At 50.4% G+C, this 19,760-nt stretch carries 35 protein-coding genes, 1 tRNA gene and 1 pseudogene; 18 read left to right on the top strand and 19 right to left on the bottom strand.

The annotated features are described in order from the left end of the window. Nucleotides 1-29 precede the first annotated feature (29 nt). The 13 genes from IPK79_14350 (at nucleotide 30) to IPK79_14290 (ending at nucleotide 8,868) form a co-directional block, all read left to right on the top strand. Nucleotides 30-290 (top strand): hypothetical protein, encoded by a 261-nt coding sequence (locus IPK79_14350; GenBank protein ID MBK8191613.1) that lies wholly within the window; start codon nucleotides 30-32, stop codon nucleotides 288-290. A gap of 139 nt (nucleotides 291-429) precedes the next feature. Continuing rightward, nucleotides 430-678 carry a hypothetical protein gene (locus tag IPK79_14345; protein MBK8191612.1) on the top strand — a complete coding sequence of 83 codons (249 nt, stop codon included), beginning with the start codon at nucleotides 430-432 and terminating at the stop codon, nucleotides 676-678. Beyond that, complete coding sequence (locus tag IPK79_14340) at nucleotides 660-896, top strand: hypothetical protein (protein MBK8191611.1); 237 nt, start codon at nucleotides 660-662, stop codon at nucleotides 894-896. Before IPK79_14345 ends, IPK79_14340 begins: the two co-directional genes overlap by 19 nt. Before the next feature lie 43 nt (nucleotides 897-939). After that, complete coding sequence (locus IPK79_14335; protein ID MBK8191610.1) at nucleotides 940-1,185, top strand: phage tail tape measure protein; 246 nt, start codon at nucleotides 940-942, stop codon at nucleotides 1,183-1,185. Between the two features lie 170 nt (nucleotides 1,186-1,355). After that, nucleotides 1,356-1,571 (top strand): hypothetical protein, encoded by a 216-nt coding sequence (locus IPK79_14330; protein MBK8191609.1) that lies wholly within the window; start codon nucleotides 1,356-1,358, stop codon nucleotides 1,569-1,571. A 39-nt stretch (nucleotides 1,572-1,610) separates the two neighbouring features. Continuing rightward, the gene (locus IPK79_14325) at nucleotides 1,611-1,829 is read left to right on the top strand and encodes a hypothetical protein (GenBank protein MBK8191608.1); all 219 of its coding nucleotides are present in this window, start codon (nucleotides 1,611-1,613) and stop codon (nucleotides 1,827-1,829) included. After that, nucleotides 1,822-2,205, top strand: coding sequence for a hypothetical protein (locus tag IPK79_14320; GenBank protein MBK8191607.1), 384 nt, complete (start codon nucleotides 1,822-1,824; stop codon nucleotides 2,203-2,205). The genes IPK79_14325 and IPK79_14320 overlap by 8 nt, the downstream gene beginning before the upstream one ends. Next, entirely contained in the window at nucleotides 2,168-3,136 is a 969-nt protein-coding gene (locus tag IPK79_14315; protein ID MBK8191606.1) for a hypothetical protein, read from the top strand. The genes IPK79_14320 and IPK79_14315 overlap by 38 nt, the downstream gene beginning before the upstream one ends. A gap of 108 nt (nucleotides 3,137-3,244) precedes the next feature. Continuing rightward, complete coding sequence (locus tag IPK79_14310) at nucleotides 3,245-3,487, top strand: hypothetical protein (protein MBK8191605.1); 243 nt, start codon at nucleotides 3,245-3,247, stop codon at nucleotides 3,485-3,487. After that, complete coding sequence (locus tag IPK79_14305) at nucleotides 3,484-3,933, top strand: hypothetical protein (protein ID MBK8191604.1); 450 nt, start codon at nucleotides 3,484-3,486, stop codon at nucleotides 3,931-3,933. The genes IPK79_14310 and IPK79_14305 overlap by 4 nt, the downstream gene beginning before the upstream one ends. Before the next feature lie 2 nt (nucleotides 3,934-3,935). After that, nucleotides 3,936-5,708, top strand: coding sequence for a hypothetical protein (locus tag IPK79_14300; GenBank protein MBK8191603.1), 1,773 nt, complete (start codon nucleotides 3,936-3,938; stop codon nucleotides 5,706-5,708). Beyond that, nucleotides 5,705-7,297, top strand: a complete 1,593-nt coding sequence (locus tag IPK79_14295; protein MBK8191602.1) for an SBBP repeat-containing protein — start codon at nucleotides 5,705-5,707, stop codon at nucleotides 7,295-7,297. Before IPK79_14300 ends, IPK79_14295 begins: the two co-directional genes overlap by 4 nt. 2 nt (nucleotides 7,298-7,299) lie before the next feature. Beyond that, the gene (locus tag IPK79_14290; protein MBK8191601.1) at nucleotides 7,300-8,868 is read left to right on the top strand and encodes a CAP domain-containing protein; all 1,569 of its coding nucleotides are present in this window, start codon (nucleotides 7,300-7,302) and stop codon (nucleotides 8,866-8,868) included. A 55-nt stretch (nucleotides 8,869-8,923) separates the two neighbouring features. Here the strand turns inward: IPK79_14290 and IPK79_14285 are convergent, their stop codons facing one another. The 4 genes and pseudogenes from IPK79_14285 to IPK79_14270 all read right to left on the bottom strand — a co-directional run bounded on the left by IPK79_14285 (nucleotide 8,924) and on the right by IPK79_14270 (nucleotide 10,340). After that, complete coding sequence (locus IPK79_14285; protein ID MBK8191600.1) at nucleotides 8,924-9,106, bottom strand: hypothetical protein; 183 nt, start codon at nucleotides 9,104-9,106, stop codon at nucleotides 8,924-8,926. Beyond that, complete coding sequence (locus tag IPK79_14280) at nucleotides 9,103-9,396, bottom strand: hypothetical protein (protein ID MBK8191599.1); 294 nt, start codon at nucleotides 9,394-9,396, stop codon at nucleotides 9,103-9,105. The genes IPK79_14285 and IPK79_14280 overlap by 4 nt, the downstream gene beginning before the upstream one ends. A 3-nt stretch (nucleotides 9,397-9,399) precedes the next feature. Beyond that, nucleotides 9,400-9,918: a dUTP diphosphatase gene (gene dut, locus IPK79_14275; GenBank protein ID MBK8191598.1), complete on the bottom strand. Its 519-nt coding sequence runs from the start codon at nucleotides 9,916-9,918 to the stop codon at nucleotides 9,400-9,402. Next, nucleotides 9,906-10,340: pseudogene (locus tag IPK79_14270) on the bottom strand (transposase). The gene dut and the pseudogene IPK79_14270 overlap by 13 nt, the downstream one beginning before the upstream one ends. A 6-nt stretch (nucleotides 10,341-10,346) precedes the next feature. Here IPK79_14270 and IPK79_14265 point away from each other — a divergent pair. Next, nucleotides 10,347-10,550: a hypothetical protein gene (locus tag IPK79_14265; GenBank protein MBK8191597.1), complete on the top strand. Its 204-nt coding sequence runs from the start codon at nucleotides 10,347-10,349 to the stop codon at nucleotides 10,548-10,550. A gap of 84 nt (nucleotides 10,551-10,634) precedes the next feature. Here the strand turns inward: IPK79_14265 and IPK79_14260 are convergent. Further along, nucleotides 10,635-10,708: transfer RNA gene (locus tag IPK79_14260), tRNA-Thr, on the bottom strand. A 547-nt stretch (nucleotides 10,709-11,255) separates the two neighbouring features. Here IPK79_14260 and IPK79_14255 point away from each other — a divergent pair. Both IPK79_14255 and IPK79_14250 read left to right on the top strand, forming a co-directional pair. Beyond that, nucleotides 11,256-11,531, top strand: coding sequence for an H-NS histone family protein (locus tag IPK79_14255; GenBank protein ID MBK8191596.1), 276 nt, complete (start codon nucleotides 11,256-11,258; stop codon nucleotides 11,529-11,531). A gap of 42 nt (nucleotides 11,532-11,573) precedes the next feature. After that, a complete protein-coding gene (locus IPK79_14250) occupies nucleotides 11,574-12,086 on the top strand; it encodes an H-NS histone family protein (GenBank protein ID MBK8191595.1) in 513 nt (170 codons plus the stop codon). A gap of 534 nt (nucleotides 12,087-12,620) precedes the next feature. Here the strand turns inward: IPK79_14250 and IPK79_14245 are convergent. Genes IPK79_14245 through IPK79_14180 form a run of 14 tightly spaced genes read right to left on the bottom strand, consistent with a single transcriptional unit; the run spans nucleotide 12,621 to nucleotide 18,359 of the window. Next, entirely contained in the window at nucleotides 12,621-12,797 is a 177-nt protein-coding gene (locus IPK79_14245) for a hypothetical protein (protein ID MBK8191594.1), read from the bottom strand. Between the two features lie 19 nt (nucleotides 12,798-12,816). Continuing rightward, nucleotides 12,817-13,191 (bottom strand): hypothetical protein, encoded by a 375-nt coding sequence (locus IPK79_14240; GenBank protein ID MBK8191593.1) that lies wholly within the window; start codon nucleotides 13,189-13,191, stop codon nucleotides 12,817-12,819. Then, on the bottom strand, nucleotides 13,170-13,628 hold the full coding sequence (locus tag IPK79_14235; GenBank protein ID MBK8191592.1) for a hypothetical protein: 459 nt from the start codon (nucleotides 13,626-13,628) through the stop codon (nucleotides 13,170-13,172). Before IPK79_14235 ends, IPK79_14240 begins: the two co-directional genes overlap by 22 nt. Then, nucleotides 13,625-13,834: a hypothetical protein gene (locus tag IPK79_14230; protein MBK8191591.1), complete on the bottom strand. Its 210-nt coding sequence runs from the start codon at nucleotides 13,832-13,834 to the stop codon at nucleotides 13,625-13,627. The genes IPK79_14235 and IPK79_14230 overlap by 4 nt, the downstream gene beginning before the upstream one ends. Continuing rightward, nucleotides 13,831-14,052 (bottom strand): DUF1653 domain-containing protein, encoded by a 222-nt coding sequence (locus IPK79_14225; protein ID MBK8191590.1) that lies wholly within the window; start codon nucleotides 14,050-14,052, stop codon nucleotides 13,831-13,833. The genes IPK79_14230 and IPK79_14225 overlap by 4 nt, the downstream gene beginning before the upstream one ends. 4 nt (nucleotides 14,053-14,056) lie before the next feature. Further along, nucleotides 14,057-14,215 carry a hypothetical protein gene (locus tag IPK79_14220; GenBank protein ID MBK8191589.1) on the bottom strand — a complete coding sequence of 53 codons (159 nt, stop codon included), beginning with the start codon at nucleotides 14,213-14,215 and terminating at the stop codon, nucleotides 14,057-14,059. Then, complete coding sequence (locus IPK79_14215; GenBank protein MBK8191588.1) at nucleotides 14,208-14,387, bottom strand: hypothetical protein; 180 nt, start codon at nucleotides 14,385-14,387, stop codon at nucleotides 14,208-14,210. Before IPK79_14215 ends, IPK79_14220 begins: the two co-directional genes overlap by 8 nt. Further along, complete coding sequence (locus IPK79_14210; GenBank protein MBK8191587.1) at nucleotides 14,384-14,608, bottom strand: hypothetical protein; 225 nt, start codon at nucleotides 14,606-14,608, stop codon at nucleotides 14,384-14,386. The genes IPK79_14215 and IPK79_14210 overlap by 4 nt, the downstream gene beginning before the upstream one ends. A 10-nt stretch (nucleotides 14,609-14,618) precedes the next feature. Further along, entirely contained in the window at nucleotides 14,619-14,981 is a 363-nt protein-coding gene (locus IPK79_14205; GenBank protein MBK8191586.1) for a hypothetical protein, read from the bottom strand. A gap of 12 nt (nucleotides 14,982-14,993) precedes the next feature. After that, nucleotides 14,994-16,427, bottom strand: coding sequence for an AAA family ATPase (locus IPK79_14200; protein MBK8191585.1), 1,434 nt, complete (start codon nucleotides 16,425-16,427; stop codon nucleotides 14,994-14,996). A 5-nt stretch (nucleotides 16,428-16,432) separates the two neighbouring features. Further along, nucleotides 16,433-17,434 carry an AAA family ATPase gene (locus tag IPK79_14195; GenBank protein MBK8191584.1) on the bottom strand — a complete coding sequence of 334 codons (1,002 nt, stop codon included), beginning with the start codon at nucleotides 17,432-17,434 and terminating at the stop codon, nucleotides 16,433-16,435. Continuing rightward, nucleotides 17,431-17,610, bottom strand: coding sequence for a hypothetical protein (locus IPK79_14190; protein MBK8191583.1), 180 nt, complete (start codon nucleotides 17,608-17,610; stop codon nucleotides 17,431-17,433). The genes IPK79_14195 and IPK79_14190 overlap by 4 nt, the downstream gene beginning before the upstream one ends. Before the next feature lie 60 nt (nucleotides 17,611-17,670). Continuing rightward, complete coding sequence (locus IPK79_14185) at nucleotides 17,671-18,021, bottom strand: hypothetical protein (GenBank protein ID MBK8191582.1); 351 nt, start codon at nucleotides 18,019-18,021, stop codon at nucleotides 17,671-17,673. Beyond that, entirely contained in the window at nucleotides 18,018-18,359 is a 342-nt protein-coding gene (locus IPK79_14180; protein ID MBK8191581.1) for a hypothetical protein, read from the bottom strand. Before IPK79_14180 ends, IPK79_14185 begins: the two co-directional genes overlap by 4 nt. Nucleotides 18,360-18,441: 82 nt before the next feature. Between IPK79_14180 and IPK79_14175 the strand changes: the two genes are divergently transcribed. After that, nucleotides 18,442-18,675: a helix-turn-helix domain-containing protein gene (locus tag IPK79_14175; protein MBK8191580.1), complete on the top strand. Its 234-nt coding sequence runs from the start codon at nucleotides 18,442-18,444 to the stop codon at nucleotides 18,673-18,675. Nucleotides 18,676-19,063: 388 nt separating this feature from the next. Beyond that, nucleotides 19,064-19,759, top strand: a complete 696-nt coding sequence (locus IPK79_14170; GenBank protein ID MBK8191579.1) for a hypothetical protein — start codon at nucleotides 19,064-19,066, stop codon at nucleotides 19,757-19,759. The last annotated feature ends 1 nt before the right edge of the window (nucleotide 19,760 follow it).

Below are 19,760 nucleotides of genomic sequence, written 5' to 3'. Positions count from 1 at the left end.
CTATGCGGCGACTGTCGAGGCGCTGGCTAGTGCGGCACACTCCAGACAAAGCCGACGCGCTGAAAAAGCTCTTCGGGGCCGATGGGGAACCTCCCGAAGACCTTTCCAAGCGGTTCGATCATTTGGTCTTCGGGAGCGTCGATCCGAAGATTGCGCGCGAAGACGCTATTCGGCTATTTGCTCTATACCCGGTTGTCGGGTATCAGCTTACCAATAAAATCCTTGAGCTTACCGGGCTTGGGCCAGATTTGGGAAAAGTGCCGCGCTCTACGGAATCCCCGATGTCGTGATGGCTTTGCAGCTTTGCGATATGAAAGGGCGATTTCTCTTTGAGTGTCGCCCTGATTTATTTCCGCAAGGACAATTGACAACGGTAGAGTGCGAGCTATGGGGAATGTATTATGAAGATAAGGCAAGAGCGATAAAATAATGGCTGACCTGCAAAGCGTTGTCGAGCTTATTTTTCGTGGCGTCGATCAAGTATCGGATACTACGCAAAGCGTATCTAACAAACTGGCCGCACTTGAGGGGGCGGGGCACAGATTACCGCGCCCCGGCTTCGCCAAGCAAAGCGATTTGGCTTTTGAGGCTTCGGTTATTGCCGTTGCTACTGCGTATTGGGCTTTGCAATTAATGAAGCAGATAAGTTCGATGAGGCATTGGAAATTACAGCTCTAGTCAAAGAGCCAATAGGAAATCTACAAGAATTTAGAACTCAAATTTTAGCTTATGCTGCTGATAGCACGCAAAGTCTCGATCAAGTAACAAAAGCAACGTATAACGCGATTTCTCAAGGTATATCCTATCAAGATTCATTAAAAGCCGTTGCGCTTGCTGAAAAGCTAGCGGTGGCGGTTAATAAAACGATTCACTGCAATTTCTTGGTCGGACGCTAAATGCGTATGGGCAAGGCATCGATCAAGCTGAAAATATAGCGATATATTCTTTACTACCGTTCGGCTTGGAAAGACAACTATTCCAGAACTTAGCGCAAGCATTGGCGGCGTCACCGGCGTTGCTGCTAATGGCGGCGTTGCTGTTGAACAGCTAGGCGCGGCGATTGCTACGCTAACCAGCGCCGGAATTAACACAGCGGAAGGATTTACCGCACTCAAGGCAACAATTAGCGCAATCCTAGCGCCTGGAGAACAGGCAAAGAAAACTTGCCGACGATTTGGGGATTAATTTCAACGAGGCCGGATTAAAATCGCTTGGATTCGCTGGCGTATTGGATCAAGTTAAGGAAAAACTGGACTCTCAGCGGATAAGTTAAAAACTTTATTCGGAAGTACAGAAGCTGTAAACGCTGTCATGATTCTTGCCGGAGCAATGCCGACAAGTTCAAGGCTAATTTGTTGGAAATGTCGAATGAGAGCGGCGCAACCCAAGCCGCGTTCGACAAGATGAAAGATGCGACATCCAATCTTGCTCAGGCATTTACTGTTGCGCTTATTAAGATTGGCGATCCTCTTTTAGATGAATTTGGCGCTATTGAGGAGGCACTTGGCGAGCTAGCGAAATCGTTTATAACCTCAGTTGATAACGATACTTTTGCGCCGCTGTTTGGTTAAAGAATAACTTAGGCAATATAGCCGAGTTATTTTCTTCTGTTGCCAAAAAATCTCCCAGAGGTTTTATCTGGCGTAGACTTTGGAGAGTTTGCCGATTCGCTACAAATTCTATTTAATTCAATTAGCGATTTATTTAATCTAAAAGGTCTTGAAACAACACAAGGGTTACAAGGCGCAATACAGACCATTGTTGATTTATTGACTCGCACTACCGCTTACTCTAGTGATGCTGTTAAATCTTTAGGCCCGTTTGTTTGAAAGCCTTGGATCGTTAATTAAGTTTATTTCAGAAATTGATATTGGCAAGATAGCGCTAATTGGCGAAATTGGCGGGTATGCGCTCGCTGCTAATATCGGGTTTTCTGCATTATCTGGCGGGCTTGCCGTATTTAATGGGTTATGGCCTACGGTTACGGCTGGCATGGCCGCAATTAAAGCAGAGGCATTGCTGGCCGCTGCCGCTTTGGCTGGCCCTGCTGGCCTGGCCGCTGCGGTCGGTACGTTATCGTTTGTAGCAACAAAAGAATCCGGTCTTGGCGACAAACTAAATGATATTCTTGCGATTGATTTTTTTGCCGGATATGAAGGCGCAACGATTGGAACTCAAATCTCTGACCTTACCGATGGGTATTAATTTTTGCGCTAGAAAAGAACCGCCGACGAATGAGCCGGTCAAAGTTCCCGTCGATCAATTTGACGGCGCTATCTCTGAAATCGCGCGATACGAACAAAGCATTCGAGACGCCGATAAAGAATATACCGATCTTGTCAACTTCCTCGCAAAGCCGGTCCCGGTTAGTTCATGGGATGGCATCCTAGCGCAACTGAACAAGATTGACGATAAAACAAAAGACGCCAATGATTCGACAAAAAAATATATCGGCACACTGGAAGGATTGCCGGAATTAAAACTGCCTGATAACGTCAAGGTAGAACAATATCGCACGAATATTGAAGGCGTCGTCGCCGCAAATGGCGCGCTAGTCACTTCGTACAGTAGTATTGACGGTAAGACCGTAAAAGCCACTGGCGCTTTTGCCGCCGTCTCTACCGCCGCCGAAGATAATGCGAAGAAAGTAGAAAAGGCGACGAAAGAAGCCGATAGCTTCCGCATTAAAATGGAGGAAATAGCCAGTAACGAAAGAATCAAGAACATCGAGGCGTTTGTTACTCTGAATGTAGCTAACCTGGAAGCGCAAACTAAGCAAGTCGAAGCCGCGTTTTCGAGCATTAATGAAACGATTAGCGGGACCGGCGACTTGTTAGGTTCGCTATTCGGATCATTAGGCAGTGCCGATACATACACAAAGCTGCAAATAACAGAACAAATCGATCTTGAGAACAAGCGACGCGAAGCAGCGCTTGAACTGCAAAAGCAACTCACGAAAGCCACGATTGAAAAGATTCAAGCAGAGACTCGGAGAATAGAACGAGGCGACGCGCTGATTACTGTCGAAGCCGCCGGCTTGGAACCTCACCTAGAAGCAATCTGGTTCCAGATTATGAAATACATTCGTGTTCGCGTTAATTCTGATGCCGAACAATTCCTGTTGGGGTCAGTATGATTTCAATTGCCGCTATAACGTATGATCCAAACGGGATCATACTATTACATGATGTAAAGGTGAATAACCCATATTCAGCGAGTCGCCGGGGGCAGCGTCGTTGACACCTTGGACGGCGCGGTCTCTGTGTACGATACCGGTTTTTCAGAATCCGATCAAACACTCACGATTGATGTCGTCAATCCATCGCTGGATATTCTTCAAAAACTCAAATACCTCATCAGCCACTACAGCCAGGTTTCTCTCTCTTGCGAAGCTGGTATCTTCAAAGTCATTCTTGCGACCGCCGTCAATAAAAATAAGCTCAATATCAGCGCTCGCGTCATCGCTAAACTGGACGGAACATCATGACTGCCGCAATGTACTGGTACGATCACTCATGGAAACTCATTAACACGGGCGGACTTGATCTGGACACCTCGGAACTCCGTATTCGTCTAGTCACTTCTGGCTATACATTCAATTCAGCGCACACGCAATGGGACAACGGCGCGAATGACAGCACAGACCCAAGCTATAATGAGTTGACTACTACTGGAGGTTATACGGTTGGCGGAAAGCAACTTACGACGCCCGTGGTCACGAATTCAAATATCGATTACGATGATTTAACCTGGACATCGCTAACCGCTACATTCCGACATGTTATTTGTGTCGCGGTTGGGACTTTCGGAGGCGTGACGAATCCGGTTGTTTTTAGAATGCTCCCCAACTCCGATGATACGGACGTGATCTCAGTCAGCACGGACTGGTCGATTAATTGGAACGCCATCAATAAGCTCATCTATAAGCCCTAATCATGGCGAAGCCGCTATTAGCAATTGGCTGCGAGGGAGCCTTTAGTCTTGATTATCCTCTCGGACAGAAAATAGACTCATCCGGCAATCCCTACTTGCACGGGAATCGAGTCTATTTCGGTCGCAATACCTCAAACGTATGGGGAATTGTGCTGGGCGATGATGGCAGTCAGTATTGCGCATCTGACCTCAAATATTATACCGATACCGAGAGCCTATCCGCATATTCTGAATATGCGATGACTACGCGCAAGTTCAATCAAGACGGCGATTTGTTATGGTATGCGAATCACGGCGCGGCGTGTTTCGGTATTGCGATTGATGATTCCGAGAATATTTATGTCTATGGCGATGCTGTGAATTCGAGCGGCGCTGTCAGAACGACGCCCGGCGCAACTGGCTATTACAATCTCAGAAAATACAATTCATCAGGTGCATTGCAATGGTCAACAGATACCGGGTATTCATCGCCTCACCTCGATAATCCGTATCCTCGCCCGATAGTCTATCGTGGCGGTTATATTTATGTTGGCGGAACGGCATTCCCCTATACTGAAAACATCCTTGTTAAAATAGACGCATCGGACGGTAGTATCGTTTGGAGTGCCTGCAATGAGTTTAATTCGGCGATTCGCGGCATTGCTGTGGATTCATCCGGGAATGTGTTCATCGCTGGATTTTTCTGGAATACCGGAGTAGTACAGGCAGTTCGTAAATACAACGCCAGTGGTAGTTTTGTCGCTGGCGCAATAGGACCGGTCAACGATAGTAGCTATAACAGCCAAGGCACGGGGATTGTCGAACTATCGAGCGGACACTTTGCGGTCTCTATGACGCCCGTGAGCTTAAGCGGAACGTATTATGTCTTCTACGAATACGATTCCAGTCTAAACTTCATTACCAAGGATTCAGGATTCGGGAATTACACGCTTTCGGCAATTTCCATTGACTCGGATGATACGATTTATGGCGTTCGCGTGGTCCCGTCTGGCGGAAGTTCCGGGCCGGCGACTCGCACGGTGTTTGGTATTGTGGGCTATGCGATTGATTGGCAAGCAACCACGTTTGGCACGAATACTTCAGACGTTGCGGGTAATGCGCTTGGCGCGTTGTGTCTATCGGTTCGAGAAGTCCAGACTCCGGCATTAAGACTGCCTATTCATCTAGGCACTCCGACTATATCAGGAATGGTCTATGTGAGTCCTCCAGGACTAGCGTTAGGATTGTCGCTAGGGATTCCGACGATTACTCGCTATTATGTTGGATTGCCGGTCCCTGTCATTCATCGTCTAGTCTTTGACGATGATGCGTCAATTTCCATTAAACTGAAGTCCATACAGCTGCGTATCTCTGAAACAACCACATCGGCGACTTACGTTTGCGAGATACCGGATGCAGAGTCGCTCACCGCGATTCTGGATCAAATCGGTCATTCCATCACGATCTGGCGCGGCGTCCGATTTAATGACGGAATTGAACAGATCGATCCATGGATTGCAGTTGATTTAAGCGGCGCTTCGGTGGATCGTGGGGGCAAAAACGCCAGTATCACGCTCTACGGAGAATCAGCGACCGTTTATAATTACAATACCATCGCTATTAAGAACGCCGCTTATAGGAATGACAGAAACGGAGAACGGCGTATTCGTTGCGACGTGGATATTTACTTGCGACCTAATGACATTGCCGACCTAGGGAACGGAGAAACGTTTACGGTCAACGAGATTACCATATTTATCGACAAATCATCGTCGATCATGGAGGTATCCGAATGACGAGTTACGTCTATACCGCCGGCATTGCCACCGCAACCAACATCAATATCCGGCGCTATAGCTTTGCTGGATCGTCGATTGATTCTATTTCACGTAGCGCCGCTATATACGGACTCTCCACAGACTCCATAAACAGCTTTTTATACAGTGCTGGCGTCGGCACGGCATCTGGTGGTGATGGAGGACTTAGACAATACTTAAACGGCACATTGCAGTGGAACAAGGACCACGGAACCACTATTTATGCGGTCGCCGCGAATTCCACGGATGTTTGTATCGGTGGCGGGCGCGCAACTGGAATTGACAGCAAGACCACTCGGAAATATAACTCATCGGGTACGTTGTCTTGGTCTGCTGATCACGGCGATTATGTGTTTGCCGTGGCCATGGATTCGGCTGGAAATGTGTACACGGGCGGCAGCGTGTCCAGCAGCATTACGACACGAAAATATAATAGCTCAGGCACTCAACAGTGGACCGCGAATCACGGGGCCACCGTCAACGGCATTGCTGTTGATGATTCAGGAAATGTTTATACGTGCGGCGCATCGAATGGAAGTTATACGATGCGCAAATACAATAGCTCAGGCACTTTGCAATGGTCGGTTGATAATTTTGAAACAGACCGGGCTATTACGGTCGGCGCTGATGGATATATCTACGTTTGCGGATTCGGGTATGTCAAGAAATACAATTCTAGCGGAACAGAAATAACAACGGGAGGATTCCCGATTACGTCTATTCTTGATGTTCGCGCATTAAAGCTCGATCAATCCGGGAATATTTACGTCGCTGGACCCGTCAATAGCAGCAAAACGTTATGGGTGTTTGATTCGTCAGGCAGTTTGTCGTGGTCCGCGAATCATACGGAAAATTGCTATGCGCTGGCGCTATTAGCGCCGCCGCCAGCGGTCATTGTCGAGCCGCCAGGACTAGCTCTGGAATACGGGCTTGGCGTCCCCACGATTCAGGTCTCTGTGCAAGCGCCAAGCCTCGCTCTAGGGCTTGCTCTAGGGATTCCTAACACCACATCAAAGCCACTAGCTCCATCTTTAAGCGCAACTCCAGACTCCAATATCATCTATCGTCTCTATATAACGGGCGGCACACTGATCGAGTATCCTTTTTCCATCATTCAATGCCAACGCCGCTTGGGGCAATCCACCTGGATTGATGTTGTTATTCCTAATGCTTCAACGGCCATACTCGCTGATCTATACGAGAGAAAAGCGAATGATGGGCGATTGGCTATTTACGTCGGTTTGCGCGATTCAAACGGCATCGAAACCATGGGCGAATTCCTGCAAGCGCTCATGTGGGACATTGATTCTGATAGGATGCCGAGAACGGGACAAATCAAAGTGCGCGGGAGGCTGATTCCTGTTTCATTCTCACCGCAATCTGTTACACTGACTGGCGTCTATCGAACTGGATTCGACAAAGAACTCAAGCATTTTGCGGAGTGTGATATTAATCCTAATTTGCATCCGAATGACACGGTATTTGACGGAGTGCTATCATGGACTGTGGGTGCTATTGATTACGAGATTACGACAAGACGCGCATGGATGAAGGTAGAAGAGGCGTAGTCATGGGGAAAGCGATCATCTTGTCTGAAACCGGCGGAGGACTCTATAAGATTCGCCCGTTGTATGACACTGCAAAATATGATAAAGAGCTTTCAAAACTACAAGAGCAAGAATCCGCTTATGCCGCACTTCTCCTTAAAACCATCAACACGCTTAACTTGCTGAAAGACGATTCGGCGATTGCGGAAGCGGCTTATAACGCCGTGATCGAGCAGTGGAAAAACGACCTTATTTCGAAAGAAAACAGCACCGCTCCATCCTTGACGCCAGACCCGGAAAATGACCCGGAAACCGGGCTTCCATGGGTTGACCCGGATCGTGCGCAAGAATCGCCACTCTTTGACCTAATCAATGCCTACCGCGCAGATCATTCTCTTGACCCGCTCACCCGCGATTCCGACCTAGACGGCGTGTGCCGGGTCCACCTAAGTAACCAAGCCGCGACGGGCGAGACAGGACACATCGGCTACAACCAATCGACACCTGCTGAGCGGGTGCTGTACGTGGGCTACAGCGCCCTTAGCGTCGAAGAGCTACTCAAGTACGGGACCACTAGCCCTAGTGCCACACTGGCCGGCTGGAAGCGCACAACGGCCTATGTGAACGCCCTGCTGTCATCCACCGCCACGGCGGCGGGCGTCGCCTACAAGTACGCGCCGAAAAATCCCGCAACCCATCTCTGGTGCGTACTGATCGTCCAGCCTGACCCGGACCCGCCGCCGGTGACGACCTATACGTTTCCGCCCGATCCGGCGAAGAAAGCCGGGGAGGAGGAACAAGCCAAGCTGGACAAGATCGAAGCGCCGCATACCGACCCGGACGTGCCGAACGGGTTGCAAGACGTGGTTAAAAAGTTCGCGGAAGCGAAGTTGAAGGAACAGGCCGCGCAGAAAGACTATGAGAAGCTGATGGCGGAAAAGATTGCCAGGGTCGCCAGGATCACGGAAATCACGGCGCGTAAGGCGGCCTTGGCGGCGCTTAGCATCGATTGCTGGTGCGCGACCTACACCCTGGGGTTGGCGGTCGGTAAAGAAGTCGCCACGATGGAGGTGCCAGGCTTCTACATCGATGCGTACCAGCAGACATCCGCCACGATTGACGCCGGAACCACATCAGAGCGAGTGGTCATTTACGATGAGCGCTCGCTCAACATCGCGCCCGCTGGAAGCAATTTCGCGCCACACGGCAAGCTGCGGCTGACGGACTCGATCAGCCCGCCCGCCGTGTTCTACCATCTCGCGCTGGAGCCGGGTAAATATAAGTGGAAGCCCTATTGTCGCTACGGAGTGATTACGGCGCTGAATACCAACGCCGGCACATGCTCAGTGACGCTTAATGCTGCTGAATGCCGCAAGCTGCAATCCGAGAAAGATGCTTTTGACTTGAATTCTGCGAACACGCTGACCAACGTCTTGATCGTCTACCCGCCTTGCAACATTGCGGCGTTTGAAATCGGCGATGAGGTGCTTGTCAAGTTCACCGGATTCGACCGGACTAAGCCGACTGTAGTCGGGTTTCGCAGGCTTCCGAGAGATTGCAAAAAGCGTTTTTCTTGGGCGCAGTTCGTGTAGACGCGCTCGCCACGGTCAAGGGCGGGCGCGGTAAGGCGATTGAGGAATTGTTGCGCTAAAGATCAGGATCGTTATCCCACGCCCACTTATCGGCGTCTTCCATCGTATCAAACGGGCCTGCCCATTCGCAGATGGGTAGGCTGTTACTCCATTTTTCACCATCCCAAAATGCCGCGCCAGGAAATAATCCTTCTTCCCAGCGGTGCAACTCCGCGTACCATCCAGCGTTTTTGCTCATCGCTTGTCATTCTCGATATGCGATTGTTTATGTTGATCGCACCCCTTGTATTGGTAAGAATCCAAGCTCATCGCTAGCCGGATCGACATCGCAGCGGTTTGAATCGCTTCCATGCGAACATCCTCCGCAGTTGTCTTATGCGGCTCGTATACAAGTTGAAGCATGGCCTTGTTGAGTTCTCCGTATTCTTCGCCAAGAACGGCTAGAGCATGGAGCGGATCGGTAGGCCATGTTGGAAATTTATTTATTGCTCTTTCAAGCTCTGCTTTTACTTCTTCTATCAATTGCATGTCTTATTCTCCACTCGACCCAAACCCCAACTCACCGCGCTCGCTGACCACGAACTGATCGACGATTTTGAATTGTGCCCGCACCACCGGTGCGATAATCAGTTGGGCGATACGATCTCCGACATTGATCTTGAATTGATCGTCGCTTCTATTCCAGCACGAGACCAGCAGTTCGCCCTGATAATCGCTATCGATCAGTCCGACCAAGTTTCCAAGCACGATGCCGTTCTTATGGCCGAGTCCGGAACGCGGCAGAATGTACGCAGCTAGCCCTGGATTGCTGATGTAGATTGACAGGCCGGTTTTGATAAGCCTTGTTTCATTTGGCCAAATAGTTATCGGCTCATCAATCATCGCCCGCAAATCAAGTCCAGCCGATCCGGGCGTTGCATAGGTCGGCAGCGGGAATTCAGTGCCAAGTCGCGAGTCTAGAATTCGAGTTTGGATTTCGTGGTAGTAAAGTGAATTGACATCCTCCCCGGCCTGAAGGCCGGAGATTCCTACGGCGCTCAGGCGCGGCATTGAGCCACCACTGAGTCGCTTCGGCGGGTTCCTGCTGCTGGCGGCCTTACCGCACCGCTCACTTCACAGGCTAACCGGGCGTGTCCAGCCCTTAGTACATTTATCGCGCCGACCACATCGGCGTTTTCCTCGAAACCGCAGGCCACACAGGCAAAGCGGGATTGGGTGCGGCGATTGTCCGCCGAGACATGGCCGCAACAAGGGCAAGTTCGGCTGGTGTTGCGCGGCGGAACGACGATGAGGTGTCCGCCATTCCATGCCAGCTTGTAATCCAGTTGGCGGCGGAACTCGAACCAGCCCTGATCGAGAATGGACTTATTCAGGCCCGACTTGGCCCGAACGTTTCTTCCCGGGGCATCTGCCGTGCCTGCCGCCGACTTGGACATGTTCCGCACCTGCAAGTCCTCGATACACACCAGCGAAAACAATTGGCGGTTGAGTTCGGCAATGCGCGGTTCGCGTGGAATACGGCCCTGTTCGCCCGCCAGCAAGCGCGCTTGCTGCATGGTCGGGTAGACCTGGGCGAGCGGGTGAATCGCAAGACCGGCGAGGTCCGCTGGTCGCGGATACCCGAAGGCACGCCGAAGATGGCCACGGTCAATTGGCGTGACAGCCATTGCTGCTTTAACTAATTGCTCTTTGATTTCTTCAGAAAGATTGTTGCCTTCGAATGCTTTAGCAGCCATCATGTTATCCTAGTTAATTATAAAAATTGAAGCCCCATGCAGGAATCGAACCCGCGACATCCTGAGTACAAAACAGGCGCTCTACCAGAATGAACTAATGGGGCGTTGGAAATCAATCGCAGCTTCGTATCTCGTAGCAGCGGTCCAGGTGGTCGCGCATAGCTTTCAGGGTTTCGACGGCCGCTAGATGATCGCTTACTGAAAACCTGCTCTTATATCGTAGCGAGTGGTGCTCGATCAGCTTATCAAGCATCTCAATAGCTTCATCACGGCATAGCCGTTCGTCGTTTGTGTTCATGATGCGTTCCAAGCTTAATACGATAAAACCAGAAAAGCCAAGGACTCGAACCTTGGACTATCTCACTTTCACGAGCCATCACAGGCAAGCTCTCGCTAACCGATGTAGCATTTGAATCCGATATGTTCCTGACCACTGCGCCTGCTGTGGGTCTTCCCGATGCTCTATCCAATACGCCTAGCCGATTGGGCCGATGGACCTGGAATGCCGACGATCACGTCTATAGCCGATCAAGCAAGCGTCAATACCGAAAGAGCAATTCTATTTTATATTGCGCCGATTCAAAATTCAATACTATAATGCGATTAGCCATGAAGCAATGGCTTTTATCAAAGAGACTTTAGGAGCAACGAATGGAAATTAATGAATTGACTATTCCCGAACTGAAAGCGCTATCCGAACAATGTGGAGAGCGCATCAAGCAACTCAAAGATGGAGAAATCAGTAAGTTGCGCGACGAGTTCGAGGCCAAAGCGGAGACGCTGGGCATGACGGCTTCCGGAGTTCTGGCGTTCGATGCGAAGAGGCGGCGCGCACCCGGCACGCCGAAATACCGCAACCCTGCCGACCCCCAAATTGACCGGAGGGGGCCTTTGGATCAGGCTCACACATCGAAGTTCGATTCCTGACGTGGCTTGATCTTTCCAAACAACAAAGAGCGAGAACTGACAATGTTGAATGATGCTGAAAATGTGGTTTCCGATGAATCCGAAGGGCTAGCGTCGGCCGAACAGGAAGCGACCGATGAATTGTGCGAAAAAATCGATGCGCTGGCCGATGAGCTACCCATCGCAACCCGCCTTATCCTTCCGCACCTGGACCGGCTGTCGTTCAGCGACCTGCAATACATCGCCGATAAGCTCGACACCTATCGGGCCGAAGTGATGGCCATGCTCGAACAGAATCGCGAAGAGCGCCTGCAAGAGCTGAAAGAGCGGATCGAACGCGATAAGGCCGAACTGGCTGCGCTGTCGCCGGTTCCCGTAGCGGCAGGCAAGGCCAAGATGGAAAATCCTTCGACGCCAAAATATCGTGATCCTGCTAAGCCGGAAAATACTTGGGCTGGCCGTGGCAAGAAGCCGACATGGCTGACTGAAAAGCTCGAATCGGGAGCGAATCTGGAAGACTTCCTGATCGACAAGCCGGTGGTTGTTGATCCGGTCCCCGAAGATACAGGGTTCTGAGACCGAATATCAACCCCGCCTAGGCGGGGTTTTTATTCCTCCTAATCCATTTAAGGATTGGCGCGCAAGCCTTTGGGTTGACTTTCCAGGTATCGCCGCACTTGATCCACTCACACCCAGCGACAAAGTGAGGGGCTTCGATGCGGAGGAGCTTAATCATAAAATATATGATTTGTCCACTTATGAAATCCAATCCTTCTCCCCTTTATTTCTCTTCCAGAATAATCAATATGTTTACCAAAATGCCAATTATGCCTTGTGCAGCATATATATCCTTTGTCCTTTGTTCCAGAAATGGCAGTGCATTGATGCCATCCTATTTTAATTTTAAAACGGTTTATCATCATTATCATTTCCTCTCCAAATACTTCTCAACTGCCTCACTAGGCGAAAGGCCATCCTCGAACCACTTGGACAGCTTGTGCCATTCGCCGCAAATCTTGCTACGGCATATCTTTTCGACCTCGCAATATCACCTGATGTATTCGCCAGTTGGGAAGATAAGGCTGTTGATGATTTCTGATGATTTAGGAATTAGTAGCCATTCCGCTCGAAATACCGTTTAAACACATCGGCAATCACTTTAGCCATTTCTTTAGCGCGCTCTTCGCTGAGTCCAGTACGTTCCTGTATTTCATACCATGTCAGTTCCGCTTCGCAAAGATCAACGATGATGGATTCAAGCATGTGTTCGCGTGTCGTGTCTGCCATTGTCAAATGGTCCTAATCTTCAATAAAGGTTAATCCTGTACGATTTATCCTTAATCATTCCCATCACAGCAAATATGCACTGAATATCACTTTTTCTAATTAGGCGATCAGCGCAAACTCCAACGGCGCGATAACCATGAAAGCTAAGAATTAACATTTCATTCTTTGTAAACCAACGTTTTAATTGAGGAACAGACAAACATCCGCATCCCAAACTTTCCCCATGAAGCCTTTCCTTTACCGGATCAAAGTCAGGAAATTCCTGAAAATAAGGAATCAAATTAGAATGATCCGGTCTATCTATGACCCATTGGTGAGAGAATCCAGGCTTCCACGGCCCGCGCCCTGAACTGTCTTGAACTCTGTATATAATCATGTTTTCATCCCATCCCAATATCTCGCCATCTTGGCAAGAATCATAGATATAGAAGGCATATCAGCTAGTTCCTCACTGAGTGCTTTGCAGACGAAAGCAGCATCAGCCGTTGAAAAGTCAGGCGTATATCGAATTTTTCCTCGCAATGCCTTGATTTCGTCTTCTAGACTTGGAGTTGATTCTTTATCTGAATCGACGACCGTTGGCTGATTAGCTTCCCGATCTTCGATTTCCAGGCTTAGCAATATCGATTTTCCAGCATCGGTAATCGTCCATTGATATTCGTCATCATTTTCACAAAATCCATACGCTTCAAGCCGGCTTAGCGCATGAGCGGCCTGAGTACCATCGATTCCTCCAGATTGCGCAATCTCAAGTCGTTTAGCTGGACGGCCTAGTTTTGCAAGACCTTCCAGAGTTTTGCGTTGTTTTGGTGTTAGGCTTTTGATGTTCATTTAAAATTAGGCAAGAAATCAGGCAATATTATCTCCAACTGATTTTCATTGAAAATATGCAGCAACCCAGGAGGATTGTCGAATCGAAATACATACCGAGCCGACCCATCATCAGCGAGAAATGCGGCCTTTATTTCTCCGTCCGCTTGATAGCTTCCGCCGATCTTGCGAACGCGGTCTCCTGTCACGAATTTAAACCAGCTCATTTCTTAGCCTCGTAGCATGGGCATTTGTATATGGTCATACTGCCATGCCATCTAGAAAGCGGCCTTGACCATACCTCTTTTGTCTTCATGTTGAAGTAAATTACCATAATTGGATAATCATCTTCTCGTGTTGCTGACTCATTAGCAATGGCGAGTACAACATAATGATTTCCATTTTTATGAATCCATTCGCTTCCAATTTCAGGAATATCAATCATTTTTTCACCAATTCATCAAAATAATCGCTACAGACAACACCGCAGCACCAGCTACTAGCAGTATCGCTTTTATCCAATCAACGCTGATTCGTGGCCGCGTCGCTTTAATAGCCGCAGTGCTCATACGCGCCATGACTTCCGGCCAGATTGTTGATTTATTCATCGTATTTCACCTCGTTAATTTCCAACTCTTCATCGTCTTGCAGCAATAGTCCTTCTTGCGCATCGATGACGAAATAATCATCACATTCCGAGAAATGATCAGCGACTTGACGACTATTGGTTCCAAGAACAGTTCCTTCCGTCAAGTCGGTAATATAGTAACGAAATTTCATGGCATTGCTCCAACCGATGCATCGTCGAAATTGTTAATGTGCCCATAACGAGGCGCTTGTCGATATTCGATCAGTTCGCCGTCATGCTTGAGTTCAAGCGATTCATTCTTTTTCAATAGCGCTGCGGATTTATTTAATCGCATCCGCGCCATGGATTCACATGTGGTTTCCAGCAATATCGCTGGTTGCTTGTTTGGAAAGTGCTTGATGAGTTCGTACATGATTGTTCTCCTATGCGCTGCGCTCAATATGCCTCAGCAAGTGCTTGTCAATGACATCATAAAGATGCAGATTGTCAGGCCAATCATTGTCGCCGTGATCTTGGCATATCTCCCTGAGCAATGCGACTACTGCCGTTCTTTCTTCTGGCCATTTCTCTTGCTGTTGTGGCTGATCAACAAACCGGATATTGCCCGGAAACACCATGTCAACTTTCCCGTCGATAATCCGCTCGACAATCGCAACAGTCACCGAGTTGTTCTCGCCGCATCCATCGTTTCCAAACTGATGAAACCACGCCTCGTATAGATCGATTCGTTCGAGTCGCTTGTGCTCATTGCACCATTTTTCTTCTGAAACCATGACTTTTCGCATTTTAGTCTCCACTCAAGCCATTTCCGCTGACAATTCTGAGTCAGAACATTCGGCCGTCAAAATAACAACACGCGCCGCTTTCGCCTGTTTCGCAATCGCGTCCCGATTCTGCGGGTCCAGACCCTCCCAAGCTTCTTGGGGGATGACCAGCAGGCCACCGGTGCCCACCGCTTGAATGGCGATGTCCAAGGCGATCCGCCACCGTTCGCCGGCTGACAGGTCTGAATAGAAGGTGGCACCACGCTTCGTATCTGTCACCAGCCGCCCGTCGATGACTCGCAGCGGACAAGCCGGAATCTCGGAGACGATCTCCGAGAGCACCTCGTCGGTCTGCTTGGCCTTCTCCCGCAGTTCCTTGGCCTCGTCGGCATACTCTTGGGCGGTCAAGATCAAAGCATCCGCGCGCTCCCGCTGTTGCATCATGACCTGTTGTTGAGCGGCCTGAACTTGCGATGCCTTGGCGGCTTCCAGTTCAGCGGAGGCGTCTGCGAGTGCAGCGACGGATGGCGGCTCGACATGCGCTTCCTGGATTTGCCGTTCCAGTTCGTCGCGGAGTTTGGCTTGCGCTTGCGCGTCTTCAAAACGATCCATTGCCGCATCGCGATGAAAAACGCTCTCTTTATAGTCAGCGACCGCCGCTTCGTACTTGGCTTTCAGTTCCACGGCAAGCGCTTTCTTTTGTGCGGTTTCCTGTCCGATCCGCGTGGCTTCTTGCAGCGCCTTATCAAGATCAAGAGACGGCAACCCGGAGAGGTGTCCAATCCGCTCCCGCGCCGCTGCAATCCGAACCTTGGCCGCTTCCGCTAGTTCAGCCTGTTTTTGTAGGGCGTCCAGCGCCCGAATCGCCGCCGTGACTCGCTCTTGCGTCGCCGCCGGATCGATGGGCGTATTCAGGTCGCCGGCCAGCGATTCGATGATGGCTGTCGCCGCTGCTTCGTCCTTCGCGCTGAACTTCTCGTACTCATTCGCGCCGATGTTCAGCCGCTTCCGCAACTCAGCCATGGCCGAAACCGGATCATCCAGACTCAGATCTTTGGTCAGATTCTCTGGAAACCCGTGCAGGTCGCCCTTGCTGATGTCGGCTTTCGACAAGCCCACCAGCGCCTTGATGCGCTTGGCGTCGGCGCGCTCGGGGTCCACAAATCCGGGGTCAACGAGGTCGGCGATGGATAGACGGCCTTCCAGTGTCTCGACCTGGAGCTCCCCTTGGCGCCGCACCGACCGGCCTACGGTCATCGTGACGCCGGGGACGCTGACCATGCCGCTCTTCGCCATATCTTTAAGCGGTGGCTTCCCCTTGCCCGTGGTCGCGGCGCTGACGGCCTCCAGGGCGTGACTCTTGCCGCTGCCATTGCGCCCGGTGAGCACCACCACGCCGCCCGCTTCCGGGACCTGGATCGTGACCGATGCAATGGGGCCGATATTCTTGATTTCGATGTTTTTCATGGCATCTACTCCACGTCCTGCACCGGGCCGAGAGCGGCCTCGAATTCATCGGAATTTTGAGATTCCGTCTGTTGCTTTACTGCCCTATTCTTGGCGATGACGATAGCGCGTTCGGAACATGCGGCTTTGACGGAGATGTAAACCGGGGTTTCTTTTGTCCACCCGTAGTCTTGCGCAGTATCCACAAGCCATTTCTTCATCTTTCCTTCGTCATCGAACGAATCGATATCGGCCTGGAAGTCTTTCGCTTGCACGGGCGGTGGCGGTTCGATGGGAACCTGCTCTGGTACTGGACGTGCTGGTGGCGCAACCTTGCCGGATTCAAGCCATGCCTTTAATTCCGCGCCATGCTTGACGCCGATGACATCATGCCGTCCGTCCCAAATCCTCGTGCGATCCTTGCTAGTTGTGGCGATATGCTTTTCCACCGACAAGTCCCACACCAGGGTAAACTCGTACTCCATCCCTTCCCGCTGAATCGGTGCTAGGCCGATCTTGACCGGGGTCTTTTTACCCTTTTCGTTTTCCTGAAGTTCGTATGCGGTCTTGCTTCGCATGGTCAGAATGACATGGCAGGGCGCGGCTAGAATGGCATCCACGAGCGCGTTGTGCTCTGGGGTCACGTCTCGCCACGCGGTATAGCTGTTGCCGCCACGTCCTGCTTGGGTTGCCTTGTCGTGCATTTCCAGCACACCACCCTCGCCAGCCCAGGCATGGCTCAGGCTATCAATCACAAGCACGTCATAACTGCGCGAGGCTTCGGCGATCAGTTCACGATAGCGGCGCGGATTGAACGGGGGTGCTAGTTCAGCGACATCGAAATCGGTCACATCGCTATACAGGCTGGCGCTCCCGCGCTCGGTATCGATGACCGCGATTTTCCCGCGTTCTCCGGCAAGTCCACGCGCCAGCAACAGCGCAGAGTACGTCTTACCGCTGCCGCTGGTTCCGCAGAGTGCAGCCCGAAGTTTGGCGGTCTTGCGTTCGGCCTTGACAAACTTGCTCATGGCTTCACCTCCAAAGGCTGGCGGGGCGGAATCGCGCCACGTTCTTCCATCACATCCACCACGAGTTCCGCCAGCGCCTTAAGCGTCAAGGCGTCCAGTGCTGGCTGGCTGTAACCACGCACCGGATGGCGCGGGTTGCGCCGTGGCGCGTGGATGCGTATAATCTTCGTCTGCATATCGTCTTTCCTCATTGTTGAGTTTTCAGCCGCTAGGAGCTACAACTCCTAGCGGTTTTTTCATGCGCCGAATTCTTTGTGGATGTCCGACGACACGATGTCCCTCATAATCGGCGCAATGGTGTTAGCCAGAACTTGTGCTGCCCGCGCCATTTTCTTCTTTTCTTCTTCGTCTTGTGCGTTGCGCGTCTGCCACAACTTGAATAAATAGCAGTGGAATTTCTCGCTCAAGATTCCGGAATCATCGATGGCTGATAGCACGTCGCCCATAAATTCTTGGGCGTCTTCGCTGTGCCCGCTGGATTGCTCAAGTTCGCGAATCCGTTCAGCGATAGCCTGCTTAATCTCCGCATCGCGCGCGCTCTCGCGCTCGAACTCCCAATCGTGCATATTCGCCGGCGACGTGCTCATAGTCCGAACCACCAAATCAGGGCGAAGATCGATACGGCGGCGGCGATGAATATAACGCCGTTTCTGATCATGGCTCGGGCAAATCGGCGACGATCCGCGAGTTGAATGGCTTGATCCTGCAAACGGCGCAATGCGAGATTTCTCTCTATCTTGGCGACAATCATTTCCGCCGCGATCCGCTGGCGTGCCGTGCGATCCTCAAAAATTGTGTTCATGTCGTTCTCCTTAAAAATCCCGCCGGCGGGAGTCGAATCCATCACCGGCGGGAACCACCAAAGGAAGAATGGCCAGACGACCTGTCGTTGCTGATGTCCAGGGCGGCGGGTTGGATGAATCATATAGCTATTGCTGCACACATGCAAGAGCAATTGCTGTAATTTTTCGGTTGACCGTTTTTGCAGCTATTGCTAGCATAGCCAAATGAACCTAGAACAATTTTTCGATAAGCACGGGACCGCACGAGTTGAGGATGTCGCTCGCGCGGCTGGCACGAACCTCGCCTACTTGCGTCAATGCAAGTACGGCACTCGTCGCATGAGCGCCGATCTGGCGGTCAAGATGGAGGCCGCTAGCGGGCGGGAAATGACCGCGCCTGAACTTCGCCCAGATTTGCCATGGGCAGCCATACTGCATCACGGGGAGCAATCCCGGTAGGCCCACCCCAAACAGCCGCGTCCAAGCACCGGGTCCCTTTTCCCGGATGCCCACGCTCACCGGCTGGGGCCGATGGACTGATGCCGATGTCCATGTCGAGCATAGACGGCGAATAATCGGACAGGGGGTTTCATTGGCCCTCCCGTGCCCGGCGGGGAATCCGGGCAATCCCATACACCAAAAAAGCCCGCGCCGGTGTTCAAGACCGGGCGGGCTGAACCATCCGACTGCATGATGAGGAAGAATCGAATGACCGACGAAAGTATAAAGATGGCTTGCTGCGGAATTACAAACAACAGCCTTATTACAGCAGCGGCTACTGGCATTCAGTGCATGATCGTGATTACCAGTTGATGCTTGATTTAACCGGAAACTTGGACGCGCCGTTATGACTACTTCTGAAATCATCATAGACTATCTACGCGACAATCCTAATTGCAACAGAGGAAATATAGAGAAATCATGCGGGATAAGCACATATCCAGTTAGATATGCGCTTTATGAGTTAATAAAGATTGGAGTTATAGGAAAATATCAATACGCTAATAACGATTGGCGTTATTTTATTATAGATGAATCGCTGTATAAAAAGAAAAATCCAATTACTGTTAATGAACAAATAGCGATTCTTTCTGCTGAAAAATTTGATCAATTTATTCATGAAGTGACTCCAATTATTTCTAATAATCCTGGTAAATCGTCGCTATTTTATGCGGAAGCTCTTGGAAAGAATTTGCAATCCACGGTTAGGCGGCTAAGATGCATGAAAAACAAGGATATGTTATTTTCAGATACGAGATGGAGACCAGCACCAATCAGTAATAAAGCGACTTTATGGTGGATAAAAGGCCAAGAGCCTACAGACCTTGATAACATTGATGTTAGTGGAGAACCTCTTAGGAATATTAAAGTAGAAAAATGTACTAAAACTCTATATAGAAAAGTACAAAAAAACGAGCAATTTATACGAGAGATTCTCTCATTAAGAGAGAAAAAACTAATGGAAAGATTGCAATCCGAGAATCGTCCAATGCCCATTCCGTCTTACGCGGAATTCTTTAAACGACAAGAAGGTAGGAAATAAA

This window comes from Vampirovibrionales bacterium (assembly GCA_016712355.1).
In the GTDB taxonomy this organism is placed as follows: Bacteria; Cyanobacteriota; Vampirovibrionia; order Vampirovibrionales; family Vampirovibrionaceae; genus JADJRF01.
Note: the sequence above shows the minus strand (reverse complement) of the source record. Positions and strands in the feature narration are given on the sequence as shown.